The sequence below is a fragment of the Synergistaceae bacterium genome (assembly GCA_012521675.1).
Taxonomy (GTDB): Bacteria; Synergistota; Synergistia; order Synergistales; family Aminobacteriaceae; genus JAAYLU01.
This window is the reverse complement of sequence record JAAYLU010000104.1, coordinates 1-17517: the sequence shown is the minus strand read 5'-3', so window position 1 is coordinate 17517 and position 17517 is coordinate 1. Positions and strand designations below refer to the sequence as shown.

Here is a 17517-nt window from a genome sequence, read left to right as displayed (position 1 = left end):
CCAACTCAGTTCAACGGACCTATTGCCTCCTCCACGGCCTTTACTACCGCGCCTCTGCGCACCAGCGCCTCCACCCTCTCTATGAGCGGGTGCAGATACTCGTCGTGCTTCAGGAAGGGTACCGCGCTCCTGACGGATTCGTGTGCGGCGACCGTCCCCGCTCCCGGCTTCAGGAGCCGGCTGAAGTCCAGTCCCTGAGAGGCGGTGAACAGCTCGATCGCTATCACCTTCCGGGCATTGTCCAGGATAGAGAGCGCCTTGCGCGCCGAGTACGCTCCCATGGAAACGTGGTCCTCCTGGTTTGCCGAGGTCGGGATGGAGTCGACCGACGACGGGTGGGCCAGCACCTTGTTCTCCGACACCAGCGCGGCGGAGGTGTACTGGGCGATCATGAACCCGCTGTTCAGACCGCTCTCCTCCACCAGGAAGGGGGGCAGGCCGGACAGGGAGCTGTCGACCAGCCTTGCCTGCCTTCGCTCGGAGATATTCGCCAGCTCGGCCACGGCTATGCCGAAGAAGTCCATCGCAAGTGCCAAAGGCTGTCCGTGGAAGTTGCCCCCGCTGATCGCCTCCTCGACGTCGGTGAAGATCAGCGGATTGTCGGTGACGGAGTTTATCTCCACCTCGAGAGTACTGCGCACGTAATCGAGCGCGTCTCGCGAGGCCCCGTGGACCTGCGGCGCGCACCTGAGCGAATAGGCGTCCTGGACCCTGCCGCGGCGGTACTTCTCGATAATCTCGCTGCCCTTGATGAGCCGCCTGATATTCTGCGCCACCCTGCCCTGTCCCCTGTGGGCGCGAAGGGCGTGGGTTCGCTCGTCAAACGCGTAAGGCACGCCGTGAAGCGCCTCTATCGAGAGGGCCGCCGCGATGTCGGCGGTCTTGGCCAGGTCCTCTGCCGCCGTCAACGCCATCACTCCCATCGCGCCCATGCAGGCCGTGCCGTTGTTGAGGGCAATCCCCTCCTTGGCCCCAAGCTGCACTGGGCGCAGCCCCGCGGACTGCAGGGCCTTGGCTGCCGTAACCACCCGTCCTTTGTATCGGACCTTGCCGTGCCCGAGCAGGGGCAGGGCAAGGTGAGACAGGGGGCAGAGGTCTCCGCTTGCTCCGACCGAGCCCTGCGACGGCACCACCGGGGTTATTCCGAGGTTGAGGAAGGCCACGTACTGGTTCAGGGTGGACAGGCTTATTCCGGAGAAGCCGCGGATGAGGCTGTTGATCCGCAGAAGCATCATGGCCCTCGTGATATCCTCCGGGAATGGGGCTCCCACACCGCAGGCGTGGCTTTTCAGCAGGTTCTCCTGCAGGAGCCTCCTGTCCTTGCGAGAGATGTTCACGTTGGCCAGGTCGCCGAAGCCGGTGGTGACGCCGTAGACGACCTCGTCGGAGTTCTCCCACCTCCTGACCACGGCCGACGCGGCCTCGACCTTTCGTGCCGCTTCGTCCTCAAGCTCGACTTTCATCTCTCCACGGGCCACCCGCACCACGTCCTCGAGGGTCAGCGAGAGCCCGTCCAGGTGCAGGACGCCGTCGTTCGCGCCGTTCATGCCACTCTTTCTCCCTTCTTGTAGACCCTCGTCACCGGCGATACCCCTGCATGGTAGGCCAAAATGGCGGGGGATTCCCCGTCGAGTACGAGCAGGTCGGCGCTCTTACCCGTCTCCAGCGTGCCGCACTCCTCTCCCATGCCTATCGCGTGGGCGCTGTTCTTCGTCGTAGCCGTCAGTGCCTCCTCTACGGTCATTCCCATCCCCATGACGGCCAGCCCGAAGACGAAGGGCATCGACTCTGTGAAGCAAGACCCGGGGTTGCAGTCCGTCGCGAGGGCCACCGGGACGCCGCTCTCTATCATCGTCCTGGCCCTTGCGTAAGGCTTGCGCAGACTGTAGGCCGTCGCGGGCAGCAGGACGGCTATAGTTCCTCTGGCCGCCATAGCCTTTATACCCTCGTCGCTGGCAGCGAGCAGATGCTCGGCGGAGATCGCGCCGAGTTCCGCCGCAAGAGCCGCGCCACCCGTGTCGTGCACCTCGTCGGCGTGAATCTTGAGCTTCAGCCCATGCTTGCGGGAGGCTAGCAACAGCCTCCTGGTCTGTTCGATCGAGAATACACCCTCCTCGCAGAAGACGTCGCTGAAGACCGAGATACCCTGCTTCTCAACTGCGGGCAGCATCTCGTTTACAACCATATCGACGTAGCCGTCGGCGTTCCCCTGGAACTCCTCGGAGACCGCGTGCCCCCCCATGAAGGTCGGCACGACGGTCAGCGGCGTCTCCCTGCCCGTTCGGCGGATGACCGACAGCATCTTGAGCTCGCTCTCCGTGTCCAGCCCATAGCCGCTCTTCATCTCGACCGTGGTGGTGCCGAATGAGAGAGCCGACAGGGCCAGGACTTTAGTCCTCTCGAAAAGCTCCTGCTCGGTCGATTCGCGCACGTGTCTGACGGACGAGAGTATGCCGCCGCCCTTTTTCAGTATGTCGAGGTAGGCCGCGCCGGCGAGCCTCATCGAGAACTCCTCCTCGCGCCTTGCGGCGAAGCACATGTGAGTGTGAGGATCGACGAAGCCGGGTATCACGCAGCGCCCCTCGCAGTCTACCTCCTCTTCGATCAGCTTGCCGGCCGGGTGCGCCAGCACAATGCTTTCGGGGCCGATCGCCGCGATCAGGCCGCAATCGACCAGAAGGGCGCCTCCTTCGAACAAGCGCACCTCCCCCTGCTTGGCGCCCGTGGAGGGTTCGCTCCCCTCGGGGGTGTAGATGCGCGCGTTTCTGAACAGCTTCACCGTCATCAGACGTCACCGCCCGCCAGCAGCTTCAGCTCCAGCACCTGCATCGGGTCGAAGTCCTTCACCTGCATATAGTAGGCTGCGCTCTCCAGCATCGCCAGAGCAGGGATCATGCCGTAGATCTCCGTCTCTACAACCTCGACCCCCCAGCGGCGCGCCTCCAACCTGATCAGCTCCAGCACCCTGTATATTGCGTTCTTCTCGAAGTCGACGATGTTCATGCTCACCTGCGCCATACCGCGCTCGTGCAGCGCCACTCCCATTCCCTTGACGTGGCAGAAGCCGCCGCTGGATGCTCGGACGCAGTTGGCTATGCTCTTTGCTATCTCCTCGTCTGCGGTGTTAAGATTTACGTTGAACGCGACGAGGAATCTGCGGGCACCCACGACCGTAGCGCCCGCGGTCGGGTGAAGGGCGGGACCGCCAATGTCGGGGTTCCGATCCGGGTTGACCGACTCGGTCTTGAGCGCCTCGTACTGCCCCTTGCGTATCACCTCGAGGCGTTTGCGCTCCGGCCTCTTCGCCGAGTCCTCGTAGAAGTAGACAGGCACTCCAAGCTCCTTGAAAAACCGCTCGCCGAACGAGTGCGACAGCTCGATGCACTCGTCCATCGCGATATTGGAAACAGGGGTGAAGGGGATCACGTCCACCGCTCCGATCCGAGGGTGAGCCCCCTGGTGGCTATTCATGTCTATCTCTTTCACAGCGATTGAAGCGGCCTTCAGCAGGGCCTCCTGAACCGGTTCCGGAGCACCCGCAAGGCTCACCACCAGCCTGTTGTGGTCGGCGTCCGCCCGGTAATCGAGGAGACCGCAGCCCTTTGTCGTCTTGAAGGGAGCGACTATCGCCTCGATAACGTCCTGGCGACGCCCTTCACTGAAATTGGGAACACACTCGATTATCTTGCCGGCCATTGGAAGAACCTCCTGATGATAGATATTTCGATGCATTGAACATTATAACATTGAAATGTGTACAACGTGAAGCGTGAAAGCAAAGCGAGAATCCCTCGACTAAAACTCCAGCTCCTCGCACAGGAAGGCCTCGAGGCGGTCCAACATGGTTTTCAGTTTGTCGAGCCCGGGGTCGTCCGCGTCGAGCAACGACTTCCTGGCAAGGAGTTCGAGCTCCCCGGCCAGGTTGGCGTCGGTCTCACCCACGACATAGCCGAGAATTCCCTTTATCTTGTGAAGCGCCCCCGCGGCATCCGTGGGGCTTCCCTTTTCTAACGCCCGTTCGAACTCGTCGCGATTATCGCGCATCTCTTCGAGGAAGGTGGACACAATCTCCTTCAGTTCATCGGCGTCATCGTTAAGGGTGCTCAAAAGCCCTTTCAGACCGGCCTTCCACCGGGAACCATCGTCGTCTTCGCCAACGGCGGAGTCGCCCGTCTCATCGGCCGGTTCCGCCCTTTCGTCGAGATAGAGCGACAGGATCTCGTCCAGTCGTCCGGATCGCAACGGCTTCGTCATGTAGTCGGTCATGCCGGCCTCCAGGCACCTCTCCCTGTCCCCCTTCATCGCGTAGGCGGTGAGTGCCACAATCGGCACGGACTCGCCCTCTCCCTCCTCCGAGCGTATGACGCGCGTCGCCTCGAAGCCGTCCATCTCGGGCATCTCGCAGTCCATCAGTATGAGGTCGAACTTCTCGTGTCGCCATAGTTCGACAGCCTCCAGCCCGTTTTCGGCATGTCTTACTACGAGTCCGGCCTTCTTCAGCATGGTGGTCGCCACCTTGGCGCCTATCACATTGTCCTCGGCCAGCAGGACACTTCCCTCCCTTGGCGGGGTTCGCTCCGGTACGTCCTCCTGCTGCTCCGTGATCTCTCCGCGATGGCTTGATAAAGGGACCGTGAATTTGAAGAGGCTGCCTCTTCCCACCTCGCTCTCCACCGATATCCCGCCGTCCATCATTCGCGCGAGCGACATCGATATCGACAGGCCGAGCCCGGTTCCTCCGTACCTGCGGGCGGTCCGGTCGTCCAGCTGGGTGAAGGGCTCGAAGAGCCTATCCATTTCTTCTCCGGGAATGCCAACGCCCGTGTCCCTGACGGAGAAGGCCACAAGCAAATCGTCGCCTTTCCTCCCTTCGCAGGACACGTCTATCTCCACCAGGCCGGTGTGAGTGAACTTGACCGCGTTCCCGGCGAGGTTGGTGAGCACCTGGCGAATTTTGGCCGAGTCCCCGATCAGCGAGTCGGGCAGGTCCTCGCCCAGGAGAACGACGACCTCCAGCCCTTTTTTCTCCGCCTGCGCCCTCATTATCGCGGCCACCTGCTCCACGAGCGGACGCAGACCGAAGGGGGCCCTCTCAATGGACATCCTGCCCGCCTCCACCCTCGCGAGGTCAAGGATATCGTTGATTATCTCGAGCAACGACTCGGCGGAAGACTGCACCAGTGAGACGTACTCCCTCTGCTCGTCCGTCATCTGCGTATCCATCAGCAGGTCGCTCAGCCCGAGGACCGCGCTCATGGGCGTGCGTATCTCGTGGCTCATCGAGGCCAGAAAGGCGCTCTTGGCCCGGCTGGCCTCCGCGGTCATCTCCGCCAGTGACTCCGACTCCGCCTTCGCCACCGCCAGCTCCCTGTTCTTTTCCTCCAGCTCGACCGTCCTCTCGCGGACCTTCTGCTCCAGGCCCGTGAAGGCCTCGGAGAGCTGATCGGCCATTATCCCGAACGACCGGGACAGCTCGCCCACCTCGTCCTCCCTGTCGAGCATGGGAGGAGCACGCCAGTCCCCCCTCGTTATCGCCTGCGCGAAGTGAAGGAGGTCCGACAGGGGGCGGCAGATCCAGGCCGACAGCATGAGTCCGCTTACCAGTGTGATCACCAGGATGGTCATAGTAACACCTATCACCGCCCGCAGCATGAAGCGGGCCGGGGCCGAGAACTCCGAGTCCGGGACCACAACCGCGATCTCCCAGCCGAGCCCCGGTGATTTGAAGGGAATTGTATGAACGTAGGAGGTTACGTCCGAATCCATCCGGACATCGAACATAGGGTAGGGGTCTTCCTCCGTTCTTTTTCGCTCCATCTCGAGCGCGACCGATCGGATGGCCGGGTCGGGGGATTCTTTGCCGGTCATTCGGGAGATCTTGCGGCCTTTGATCTCGAACGGTAAACCGGCGGTCGAGTCGGCGATTATGAAGCCCTCCTCGTCGAGTATGAAGGCCCTGCCTCCCTCCCCCAACCTCTGCGACCCCAGGAAATCGCTTATCTCCGAGAGGGTCACGTCGACGCCGAGCACCGCGACAAGGTCGCCGTCCGGCCCGCGAACGGGGCGCACAGCGGTGATCGTGGGCACCTCGAGCGCGAAGTGCACGAAGACTTCGCTCCACGCGCTGGTCTCCGCCTTCGCGCCGGCCAGATACCAAGGCCTGGTCCTGGGGTCGAATCCGGGATATGAAGCCGTCTGCTCCCCAGCCAGCCCATCCGGGCCTGACCTGCAGGAGACCGATACGCCACCTGTAGCCTCGGGGCAGGCGAACACGAGCTCTATCTCGCCGTCAAACCTCCTGGCGCCGTAGAACTCGCCGTCGACAGTTCCGATGAAGGTGTCCGTTATGCTGGGGAAGGAGTGCATTCGCTCGGAAAAGAAGGGCTGCCAGGTCCGCGGATTGGCGAGATTCACCCTTCCGGAAAGGATCGCCTCTTCGTTGAGGCGGTTGATCACGAGAGGCGTCGACATGTACGACTCGACATGCTCCTCTATGCGGGCGGCGACCTCGCTCCCCAGGCGATGAGCGAAGGACTCCACCGCCCTTCGAGAGGTCCGCTTGAACGCATACCCAAGTGTCAAGCCCAGGAGAAGCACCTGGAGGATGGAGACGGCCAGGATCACCTTTCGGAGAGAGAGGCGGCCGATCGGCCGAGGCAGCCATGCCGTCACGAAAAACCCCCATCCAGTCCGGGCGGGCGCTCAGTCATGAGAGTCGCGCAGCCTCTCTACCACCGACCACAGCTCGTCCTCGATCCGGTCGAAGATACCTACCAGCGCCGGGTCGAAGTGGCTTCCAGAGCCCTCAAGTATTATCCTCCGGCACTCATCCCTCGGGAACGCCGGTTTGTACACCCTCTGGCTGCTTATGGCATCGTACACGTCCGCCAGCGCTACTATCCTTCCGCTCAGCGGAATCTCCTTGCCCGAGAGCCCGTTCGGATAGCCGCTCCCGTCCCACTTTTCGTGATGGCTGGCTATCAACTCGATGGCGAATCCAAACGGGGCGTAGCGAGTGCGCTCATAGATCCGCGACAGGACGGAGACTCCGATGTTCACATGATCCTTCATTATCTCGAACTCGTCGGGGTCGAGCCTGCCCGGCTTGTTGAGGATGGCGTCGGGGATGCCTATCTTTCCTATGTCGTGAAGGGGGGACATGGAGACCAGCGAGGAGATCCACGAGGCGGAGATGCCCAGCGAGACGTCATCGCCTGCGAGCTCCTCTGCGAGGCGCCTGCAGAAGAACTGCACCCTCTCCAGGTGGGCCCCCGTCTCCGAGCTGCGAATGTCCACGAGCTGAGCCATGGCGAAGATAAGAAGTTCCTGGTTCTGAAGCCGGAGCACTCTCTCGGCTCCCGACAGCCTGACGTGCAGCTCGTCCGGATGATAGGGCTTCACCAGGTAGTCGTCGGCGCCGTGGGCCAGGGCGGTGACCACGGTGGACTTGTCGCCCGACGCGCTGAGGACGATTATGTAGGTCCTCGAGGACTCGAGGGCCCGAATCCTCTCTATCAGCGCTATTCCGTCCATGACGGGCATGTCGAGATCCGTGATTACTATCGCGGGGCTCTCGACCTGGAACCGGGTCAGCCCCTCCGCCCCGTCCGAGGCCTCGATGACTTCGTACTCCCATTTTTTCAGCTGCCGGGCCAGCATCAGGCGCTGCGCCGGGGAGTCCTCGGCGACGAGGATTTTTTGTTTAATCATCTGCTGCAAGAGCCGTCACACTCCCTGAATAACCTGGTCAGCCCCTTGCACGGGCCTTTCTTCTCTCCTTGTTCCTGTACATTCTCTCGTCGGCTATCCTGATCGCGTCCGTGAGGTTCGCCCCGTCTCCAGGGCATACGGCGATACCATAATCGAGGATGACCCTTCCGTCGTAACCCTCCACTCTCTGCTCGCCCACCATATCCTCCATTCGGAGCATCACAGCCTCCGCCTCCTGCCTGGTGACGTCCGGAAGGTATATGAGGAACTCGTCTCCGCCGTATCGGCCTATCATGTCATAGTCCCTAAGCTTTTTACTCATCGTGGCCGAGGTCACGCGAAGCACCTCGTCTCCGGTGGTGTGCCCGTACCTGTCGTTTATCCTCTTGAAGTCGCCAAGGTCAACCAGCACGACCGCCCCCTTGCCCTTTGTCCTGCTGATGCGGGAGTTCTCCTCGTCCAGCCTGTGAATTATGTAGCGCCTGTTCCAGACCTGGGTCAGCGGATCCACCAGCGACTCGTGGCGGCGCAGGGCGATCAGGTTGTTAAGCGCCCAGAAGGTGCTCATATGCTCGGCGGTGATCTCGAGGAGCTCGTGGACCGACTCGGAGAATCCCTTGTCATGCCTTGCCGCAAGCGCTCCGAAGACCTCCCCCTCGAAGGACACCGGGATCGCCAGGGTAAACGCCTTTCCGTTCTCACGCCGCTCGACGAAAGTCCGGCTCCTCATCGCTGCGCCCGCCTCGAAGTGGCATCCCGGCGAGCCGGCACCATGTTTATCGTCGAACCGCCCGGCCAGGAGGATCGGCGAGCTTTCCCCTTTTTTCGGCGGGGTGTAGAAAGCGGCCCCGGGGAATCCGAGTTCGTCGGAGAGCACGTCCACGATCCTGCGCGCAAGCTCCTCGTTGCTTCTCTCGGCGGCTATCTTCTGGACGAACCTGTGGAGGAAGCTCAGGTGTTTGGCCTTGCGCCCCAGCTCCTCCCTGGCGGCGGCCTCCTCCAGGTGCAGGGCGAGGTAGGAGGCGACAATCGTAAGCAGGTCTCTCTCCCGGACCCCGAAGGTGTGTTTGGTCTCGCTGTCCAGCACTATCGCCCCCCACAGGAAGTTCTTATGCAGGACGGGAGCGAATACAGCGGAGCGCACCTCGGAAGAGTGAGGGATGAAGTAAGGGTCGATCGAGGCATCTCCCATAAGGTAGGGCCGGCCTGTCTCCGCGACCCTGCCCAGGACCCCTTTCCTCTTCTCCATGAAATCCGTCTGGTCGAGCTTGACCACGTCGCCCATGGTATCGATGACTTCGTAGGACGTTGCCTCGCGAGATTTCCTTACGTAGAGGGTCAGTCCCCTGAAGGGTATGATGGGGGCCATGTGCTCGGAGATAATTTCAAACAGGTCCTCGACGGACTCGCAATCGGCAAATTTGGAGAACATCTCGAGGAAGGCGTCCTGCCCCTTTGCGCGCCGGGAGAGGTCCTCCTCGCGCGATTTGAGCTCCTCGACGCTGCTCTCCAGATGGTGCTCGGTACGTTTATACTCCGAAATATCTGTGAAGGCCACGACCCAGCGCTTGGTCCCCGGCTCGAAATCAAGTCTGCAGGCCTTGACGGAGGTCCAGAAGCTGGAGTTGAGGGGGGAGTCCATCTCCGCCTCGTTTCCGGAGAGCAGAAGCTCGAAGCTCGCAAAATTCCCGTCGCCCGCGAGGGCTTCGCGCAGCTCCTCCTTCTGTTCCTGCGACGACGGGGCGACGAGGTCGTAAATCGTGCGCATCTTAAGCTGCTCTTTGGTTCTTCCGGTCATCCTCTCCAGTTTTTCGTTGCATGCGAGGATGGCACCCGCTTCGTCAAGCACCGCTATTCCCGTCGGCAGACCGTTGAACACGGCCTTGAGGGACTCCTCCGCCCGTCTTGCGGCCGAGCTCCTCTTGATCTTCGACAGCACATACACGGAGAAAAGGAACAGGATCAACACGCCGCCGCTCAGCATATACCTTTGAGCCCTCAACTCCGTGAGCAAGGGGTTGATGTCCTGCTCCGGCACGTACGAGCCTATGTAGAATCTGTTCGATCCGACCCTGACGGAGTTCCACGTCAGGCTCCTGCGGCTGGGCTCCGCCAGGTCCGAGAATGTCGATTCGAGGCATTCCATCCCCGAGAACGATTCTTTCAAGCGGAGCCAGACCTCGTAAAGGGCTCGTCCCTCCCCGTCGTCAAGGTCGGCGACATTTTTTCCTATGAAGGAGCTCTGCTTGTGCTCCATCACGATCCCCGACGAATCGATCATGAAGAAATCGCTGCTGACCCCCTGCGCAAGGGGTAGGATGTAGCGGGAGAGGAAGGGAGAGAGGCTGAGAATCGCTATCGAGTACCACTTCTGGTCCTTCCCCGAGGTAGCGCCCTCGACCAGGGCGATCATCCTCGTATGAGTGGATGCGATGATCTTTCCCGAAAGCATCTGCGGGTCCCTGTGCTCCGCTGATGCGAAATCAAACCTGCTCTCCATGGTGCGGGCGAACTCCCTGGCGTCGTTCCCCGACGGCGTCGACCTGAAGGCCGCGAAGGGGCGAGCCGACTCGCGATTCGGCCACGGCACGAACGAGAAGCCAAGCACGTCCGATGTATTGTAGATGGCGCTCTGCAGCAGCAGTTGTATTTCGTTGAACGGCAACGGCTCTTCCTTCAGGAGATGATCCATCAGGTGGCGCTGCTGAGTCATCACGGACGCGATGCGATCCTCAAGCGCCAGGCGCGCCATGGTAGTCTGCAGGTACTGACTTTCGGCGTAGTTCTGTTTCTGCTTGCGGACCGCACGAGCGTCGAAGAAGCCCATCGTAAAAAAGAAGACGCCCATCAGCGCAAACCCCAGAAAGAGGAGCGCCGCCAGGCTTTTCAAATGCTCGGAGGAGTCCAAATACCGTCTTTTGCCCATCAATGCACCCTCCAGTCATCATTGGCGCGGTTCACCGTGAACGTTTCCGCTAATTATATCAGAGCATGCCCCCATGTTTCTTTTAAATACATATTTTACGTCATTTCAGTTATTTCCGAGACAGACGCCGTGATGAATCACCGGTGCAGCCTCGAGATATCCAGAGAGATGAGGGAGATGTTGTGCGCGTGGTCGCACACCCTCTCGAGGTTGCTGAGGATATCTATGAATATGACTCCGCCCGCCGGGGTGCACTCCCCCTTGTTCAGGCGAAGGATGTGGTTCTTGCGCAGCATTTTCTCCCTTAGATCGACCTCCTCCTCGATGGCGTCCACCTCCTCTGCCTTCGAGACATCCTCTTCATCCAGGGATTCCAGGCTCAGTCGCACGGCTCTCTCCACCAGGTCGAACATCCCGCGGAACTCCTCCCGGGCGACTGGCGAGAAGTCCAGCCCGTTGTCCCGCTTGTACTCGTACAGCTCCATCATGTTGGTGGCGTGGTCGCCGATCCTCTCTATGTCGCCCGTGCCGTTTACATAAGACCCCAGCACGGTCGATAGGTCATCGGAGACCTCGTACTGCCAGATCTCGTACGCATAGGAGGAGACGGCCCTGTTGATCTCGTTCAGGGCCTTCTCCTTGCGAGCGACCTCCGCGATCATCTTATGGGCATCATCCGTGTAGGCCGCCCGGACGTCCGCGAGCATGGAGCGGGCTATATCCCCCATGTGCAATATCTCCTTCTTCACGGCGCCGACCGCGGCCGCGGGCGAGGCGTCAAGGAGCTTTTTATCAAGGTAGATCGGCCCTGTGATCATAGCGTCCTTCTTGTCGGGTACGATGCGTCTTATGATGCGGACGAAAAGAGGGACAAAGGGCAGGAAGACAAGGGTGTTGCCCACGTTGAAGATCGTGTGGGCATTCGCTATCTGTCTCGAGATATCGCCGGAGGTCGACCTGACCACCGAGCCATACACAGGCAGAAGCGCCAGGAATATCGTCGCTCCGACGACGTTGAACAGTACATGCGCCGCGGCGGCCTGCTTAGCCGAGCGGTTGGAGCCTATCGAGGCCAGCACCGCGGTGATGGTCGTGCCTATGTTGTCCCCCAGCAGGATCGGAAGGGCGGCCTCCAGGGTCAGCAATCCTTGTGCCGCCATCGCCATCGTCAGGCCTATGGTCGCGGAGCTGGCCTGCACTATCATCGTCACGGCGGTCCCCGCAAACAATCCCAGCAGCGGAGAGGCATTGAAGGCCGAGAAGAGATCCCCACGATCCCGCAGGAAGGACATCGAGTCCTGCATCGTCAGCATTCCCATGAAGAGAAGGCCAAATCCTATCAGGCCGTTGCCCGCGTACCTCCACCTCTTGCTCCTTCCGAAGAACAGCAGGATAACCCCGAGCCCGAGGATGGGGAGGGAGAACCCCTCGACCTTAAAGGCGACGATCTGGGCCGTCACGGTGGTCCCGATATTCGCGCCCATTATGACAGCCACGGCCTGTTTCAGCGACATAAGACCCGCATGGACAAAGCTCACCGTCATCACCGTGGTACCGCTGCTGCTCTGGATCAGCATGGCGACAAGAGCGCCGACAAACACTCCCAGCACCGGCGTTTCCGTCAAGGACCCTATGAGGAGGCGCATCCTGTCGCCCGCGATGTTCTGCAGCGCCTCGCTCATCAGCTTCACCCCGTAAAGGAACAACCCCAAGCCGCCGAACAGCTGAAAAACTTTATCCCAACCCACGGACCCAACCTCGTTTCACAGTCTCGTCGCACAAGAGCGTCGAGGCGGTTGATTCAACGCGGATTATGATATCATGAAAACGAAATTTAACGCTCAGCTGACTTTCGAGAGGTGATCCAACCCTGTCCCGCATATCCTTCTACCCTTGGCAACTGGAGGCTTACAAGGCGATCAACGGCAAGAGCGCCGTTCTTTCCGCCCCGACAGGCGCCGGAAAGACGCTGGTCGCTTACATGTGGGCCGGTATTATGGACACGGACGGCGACCCGGTGCACCCGTGGGGAGGGCGAATTATCTTCACCGCTCCGATCAAAGCGCTGAGCAACGAACGTTACCTGGACCTCCGAAAGCTCGGGCTGGACGTCGGGATAGAGACGGGGGACTTCAAGAAACACGAGGGCGCGCCCATCATCTGCTGCACCCAGGAGATCTACTCGCTGAAGTACGCCCGGGTTCCCGGCCAGATGCTTATCGTGGACGAGTTTCACTACATCTTCGACGACCCGGACCGGGCCCGGACGTACATCGACGGCATTCGCAACACGGACGAATCCACCCCGATCCTGGTGATGTCAGCCACCCTGGGCGGCGCACAATCGGTCGCAAGGTACCTTGAAATGGTGACAGGACGCCACTTCTTCCTTTTCAAGAATAAAAAACGGGAGACCAGGCTTCTTTTCACCCCCGATCGACCTGCGCAAATCGACACCGTCAGGGACGCGCTGGTCTTTCTCTTCTCGCAAAAAGGCGCGACCGAGCTGGCTTACCAGGTGTCCGCCCGCAGGGACCGGGTACCGTCTCGAGGTCAACGACGCCTGCAGGAGCTCGCCGGGATCCTGGGAGTGCCGAAGGTTCAACGGCCGCTGTTCAACGGCGTCGGCATATACCACGGCGGGATGCTTCCGAAGGAGAAGATCCTGGTCGAGGCCGCCTTCCGCGAGAGGATCCTGGATGTCGTCTGCGGCACGAACGCGCTTGCGCTCGGCGTCAACCTCCCGGCGGAGACAGCTGTTTTCGCCCAGCTGGTCAGATATCACTCCGACTCCCCTATCTCGAAGAACGAATTTCTCCAAATGGCGGGGCGCGCGGGGAGAAAGGGGCTCTTCGACCCCGGCTACGCGACGTGGCTGGCGAACTCCCCTTTCGAGAGGCGCGGCTTCTCCACCGGAGAGGTCTTCAGGGGTCTTCTTGCGGCACCTGCGGAGAGGGCGGAAGTTTCACTGAGGCCGTCCTTCGGCAGGCTCCTCAGAAGGGAGACGCTCGAGCAGGTCGAGGCGGAGTTCATCGCGCGATACTCCCTGCCCACGAAGGGCGAAAAAGCAGTTGCTGCCTCGATCCGCTCCGGAATGAGGCGAATCGACCGGGCCGTATCCAAGATCGTCAGAAAGCAGGAGAGAAAACGTTACAGGAGGATACTGGCCACACTATGGTACGACGAGATGGATATCGAGGAGAACCTCGAGATGGCCCTTCTTTTCCACACGGAGCAGACCCCCAGCGCCCTGCTTGCCGCCCAGGCGATCCTGCCCTTCGAGCGGAACTACCTGCAGGCCCTCCTGAAGGTGAAGAGGTTCGCCAACAGGATGCCCAAGGGCTACTCCTTCAGGTCTATGAAAGAGCTGAACGGTACGGTCGAGGAGATCGATCCCACCATCTACGGCTTCGAGGAGAAAATAGGGGAGATAGAGCGAACTTCGGGAAGACCCTGACCCGGCTGAGACAGCACATCTACAGGTAGGAGGTCCCCTTGCCCAAGTCGTCCAGGGTACGGCGAACGTAGAGCTCGGTCTGGGCGGACAGGTCTATCAGCCTGCCCTCGGGCGGTACTCTCTTCCCCTCCCTGTCGGCGAAGACGTGGATCGTCGGTCGCATCAGGTCCGTGCTCTGCGAGGCGATAACCACGCCCGTGCTGTAGTCGGACAGTTCGACGATCGTTCCGGGCGGGTACAGCCCCACTGACACCAGCAGCAGCCGAACGATGTCCCAGTCGAAGTCCCCCTCGGAGGATTTGAGCATCAACGACACTGCCTCCCGGCTGGTGGAGGGCTCCTTGTACACCCTTTTCGCGGTCAGGGCGTCGAAGACGTCCGCGACCGCCGTCAAACGCGCAAAAAGCGGGATATCCCTGCTCTTCAGGCCGTCGGGGTAGCCCCTTCCATTCCACCTCTCGTGATGGCTTCTGATGACGGAAAGCACTCTCGTATCCGAGATGCCGGAGTTTCTGGCCACCTCGTAACCGAGCGCCGAGTGCTGCTTCATGATCTCGTACTCCTCGGAAGTCAGCTTTCCGGGCTTGTTCAGTACACCCTGGGGTACCCTGGCCTTTCCGAGGTCGTGAAGAAGGCCGCCGTATGTGACCACGGCGGCCAGCTCACCGTCGTCCGGCTCCAGTTTTCTCGCAAGGAAACCGCTTAAAAGAGCGACGTTCAGAGAGTGGACGAACGTGTACTCGTCGCTGTCCTTGACTTTGCTCAGGCACAGCAGTATCTGCGGGGTGCGGGACACCTCCTCCGACAGAATGGCGGCCTGCTGGGCCAGGTGATAAGCGCCTTCTCCCAGCGTGCCGTTCTCCGTGATCCTCGTGTACACCTCGTCGACCTGGGCGATCGTCTTGTGCGCAACCTCCGCCTCCAGCACACGGATCTTCGGCCTCACGTTCTCCAGGATTATCTTGAAGTCCTCCTCGGAGATGTTGTACGACACGCTGAGAAGAACTGTTTCGATACCCCATTGGGATAGGTTCTTGACCGCTGACGGCATTGAATGCAGCAGCTCCCGTATGTCGCCTCCGCTCGGTAAAAGCAGGGAACCGGAGGGAGATACCACGTCCTCCACGACATGCCCCCTGTACATATGCAGATCCGAAATAGGCACATTTTTCAAAACCCTCATCTAAATCCCCCTTGAGCCCTCCCACCGCGCGAGCGGAGGAAAACTCAGCAGTATGTGTTCCCGACGGCTCGGCTGAAAAAATCGGGCACTTCATTTTCAAGAAACGTGCCGAATCGTTCGGGAGGAAGCGGCTTGCTCAACAGGTAACCCTGGATCTCATCGCACCCGTTCTGCCTTAGGAACTCAAGCTGTTCTCTCGTCTCGACTCCCTCCGCCACTACCCTGAGTCCCAGTGAGCGCGCTATTCCGATGACCGCTCTCACGATCGCAGAGTCGTTGACATCCTCAAGCACGTTGTCGATGAAGCTCTTATCGATCTTCAAGGCATCTATGGGAAGTCGCTTCAGGTAGTTCAACGACGAGTATCCCGTGCCGAAGTCGTCGATATAGATAGTCATCCCCAGCTCCTTAAGCTCGGACATGACCTTGATCGAGTCCATAAGGTTCTCCATGATCCCCGACTCTGTTACCTCTATGCCCAGCGCGGACGGAGGAACCCCGTACTCGTCAAGCAGGGCCTTGACTCTATTAAGCAGGCCCGCCTGGTGGAACTGGCGCGGCGACAGGTTGACCGCCACCTCTCCGAGGAAGACTTCTTCTTTCCTCCACCCGGCGATCTGGCCGAACACCTTGCGAAAAACAGTATCTCCCAGCGGAAGGATGAGCCCCGTCTCCTCGGCCAGCGGTATGAAATCCGTCGGCGGATGCGGTCCGTCGGGGGCATCCCATCGCAGCAGCGCCTCCACCCCGGAGAGCTCTCCTCGCCTGATGCAGTACTTTGGCTGGTAGTTCATGTAGAACTCGTCCCTCTCCAGTCCCTCGCGCAGCGCGTTCTCGATCTTCAGCTTGAGCGACGCGCTCACCCCGAGTTCGTCGGTGAAGAACCTATAGCTGCTGATCCCGCTCTCCTTGGCCTTTCCCATGGCGATGTCGGCCCGCTTGGTCAGTTCGTCTACGTCCGAGCCGTCGTCCGGGAAGAGGCTGATCCCGACGCTCGCGCTTATGAACAGCCTGTGCCCCTCGACTTCCATCGGCTCGCGGAGGCAGCCGAGAACCTTCTTCACCCTGGCGGCGATATCCTCGGGGCCTCCTACGTCCGGCACCAGTATATGAAAATCGTCGCCTCCTATGCGCGAGACCATCGCGGTCGGCCCGGCGCACTCCGACAGAAAATCGCCGACTTGCTTCAACAGGACGTCTCCGGCGAAGTGCCCCAAGGTATCGTTGATGTTCTTGAATCTGTTTATATCGAAGACGAGCAGGGCCAATCGCCTGTCGCCGTCGGCGCTTCTCGCGATCTCGTCCTCGAGGCGGCTCTGGAAGACCTCCTTGTTCGGCAGGCCGGTGAGGAAGTCGAAGTTCGAGCGAAGCTCGATCTGGGCGTCCTTGAACTTCACCTCCGACAGGTCGTTGAAGACGGACACGAAGTGTCCGGGCGTCCCGTCCTCGTCGTAGACCGCCGTGCACACCATCCACTCGGGATAGACCTCGCCGTTCTTCCTCCGGTTCCAGATCTCCCCCTCCCAGTGCCCCTCCTCCAACAGTCGCCTCCAGAACTCCTGGTAGAACTCGGGAGGGTTGCGGTTCGACTTCAGGATCCTCGGGGTCTTCCCAATCGCCTCCTCCGGCGAGTAGCCGGTGATGGCCGAGAAAGCCGAGTTGACCATGCGGATGGTCCCGTCAGCGTCCGTTATCACGATGCCTTCGACCGTATTATCGAAGACGGCCTCGATTATCTGGATATAGCGCTTAGTACGCACCGGATCGTCGCAGAAAAAGAACATGTTCTCCCACCGGCATGATTCGACGTCCGCAGAGGCGGAATTCTTCTCGCTCACCATCGGCATATTACCTCTCTTTCTCTCGAAAGCCGAAAAAACGAGGGAGCAATATTCCCCCTTCAAACCAAGAGGACGATCATTATTTTAACTCATTTTCAAGGACGATGCCCATTTTTTGACATTCGTCCGGCCATCCGAGAAAAAAGGGACGCCCGAACGGGCGTCCCTCCTGGTTCTACTGGCTTATACCGCTCAGTCCCTCGGAACAAGACCGGAGATACGCGAACGAAAAAACGCCCATTCGCTTCGCCGGTCGCCGGTCGCCTGCTTCGCGGTCAGGGGCATGCCGCATAAACGATCGACTAGGCTCGCTTCGCTTCGCCGGTCGCCTGCTTGCCCCTCGTCGTCTCCGACTCCTCGGGATAAGCGATCGACACGAACGGAAAAACCGCCCGTTCGG

The 17517-nt window shown here is 60.5% G+C and carries 10 protein-coding genes; 1 reads left to right on the top strand and 9 read right to left on the bottom strand.

The annotated features are described in order from the left end of the window. Positions 1 to 5 precede the first annotated feature (5 nt). The 7 genes from hutH to GX181_09570 all read right to left on the bottom strand — a co-directional run bounded on the left by hutH (position 6) and on the right by GX181_09570 (position 12384). On the bottom strand, positions 6 to 1547 hold the full coding sequence (hutH, locus tag GX181_09600; protein ID NLM72193.1) for a histidine ammonia-lyase: 1542 nt from the start codon (positions 1545 to 1547) through the stop codon (positions 6 to 8). Further along, positions 1544 to 2785: an imidazolonepropionase gene (locus tag GX181_09595; GenBank protein NLM72192.1), complete on the bottom strand. Its 1242-nt coding sequence runs from the start codon at positions 2783 to 2785 to the stop codon at positions 1544 to 1546. Before GX181_09595 ends, hutH begins: the two co-directional genes overlap by 4 nt. After that, positions 2785 to 3696: a glutamate formimidoyltransferase gene (gene ftcD, locus GX181_09590; GenBank protein ID NLM72191.1), complete on the bottom strand. Its 912-nt coding sequence runs from the start codon at positions 3694 to 3696 to the stop codon at positions 2785 to 2787. The genes GX181_09595 and ftcD overlap by 1 nt, the downstream gene beginning before the upstream one ends. Positions 3697 to 3795: 99 nt before the next feature. After that, complete coding sequence (locus GX181_09585; protein ID NLM72190.1) at positions 3796 to 6672, bottom strand: response regulator; 2877 nt, start codon at positions 6670 to 6672, stop codon at positions 3796 to 3798. A gap of 30 nt (positions 6673 to 6702) precedes the next feature. Further along, complete coding sequence (locus tag GX181_09580; GenBank protein NLM72189.1) at positions 6703 to 7710, bottom strand: response regulator; 1008 nt, start codon at positions 7708 to 7710, stop codon at positions 6703 to 6705. 37 nt (positions 7711 to 7747) lie between these two features. Beyond that, complete coding sequence (locus GX181_09575) at positions 7748 to 10636, bottom strand: diguanylate cyclase (GenBank protein ID NLM72188.1); 2889 nt, start codon at positions 10634 to 10636, stop codon at positions 7748 to 7750. A gap of 137 nt (positions 10637 to 10773) precedes the next feature. Then, positions 10774 to 12384, bottom strand: a complete 1611-nt coding sequence (locus GX181_09570) for a Na/Pi cotransporter family protein (protein NLM72187.1) — start codon at positions 12382 to 12384, stop codon at positions 10774 to 10776. A 122-nt stretch (positions 12385 to 12506) separates the two neighbouring features. On the opposite strand from GX181_09570, the gene GX181_09565 reads away from it, so the two are divergent. Next, a complete protein-coding gene (locus GX181_09565) occupies positions 12507 to 14093 on the top strand; it encodes a DEAD/DEAH box helicase (GenBank protein ID NLM72186.1) in 1587 nt (528 codons plus the stop codon). A gap of 19 nt (positions 14094 to 14112) precedes the next feature. Here the strand turns inward: GX181_09565 and GX181_09560 are convergent, their stop codons facing one another. Both GX181_09560 and GX181_09555 read right to left on the bottom strand, forming a co-directional pair. Continuing rightward, positions 14113 to 15276 carry an HD-GYP domain-containing protein gene (locus GX181_09560; GenBank protein NLM72185.1) on the bottom strand — a complete coding sequence of 388 codons (1164 nt, stop codon included), beginning with the start codon at positions 15274 to 15276 and terminating at the stop codon, positions 14113 to 14115. Positions 15277 to 15320: 44 nt separating this feature from the next. Beyond that, the gene (locus GX181_09555; protein NLM72184.1) at positions 15321 to 17114 is read right to left on the bottom strand and encodes an EAL domain-containing protein; all 1794 of its coding nucleotides are present in this window, start codon (positions 17112 to 17114) and stop codon (positions 15321 to 15323) included. Positions 17115 to 17517: the final 403 nt, after the last annotated feature.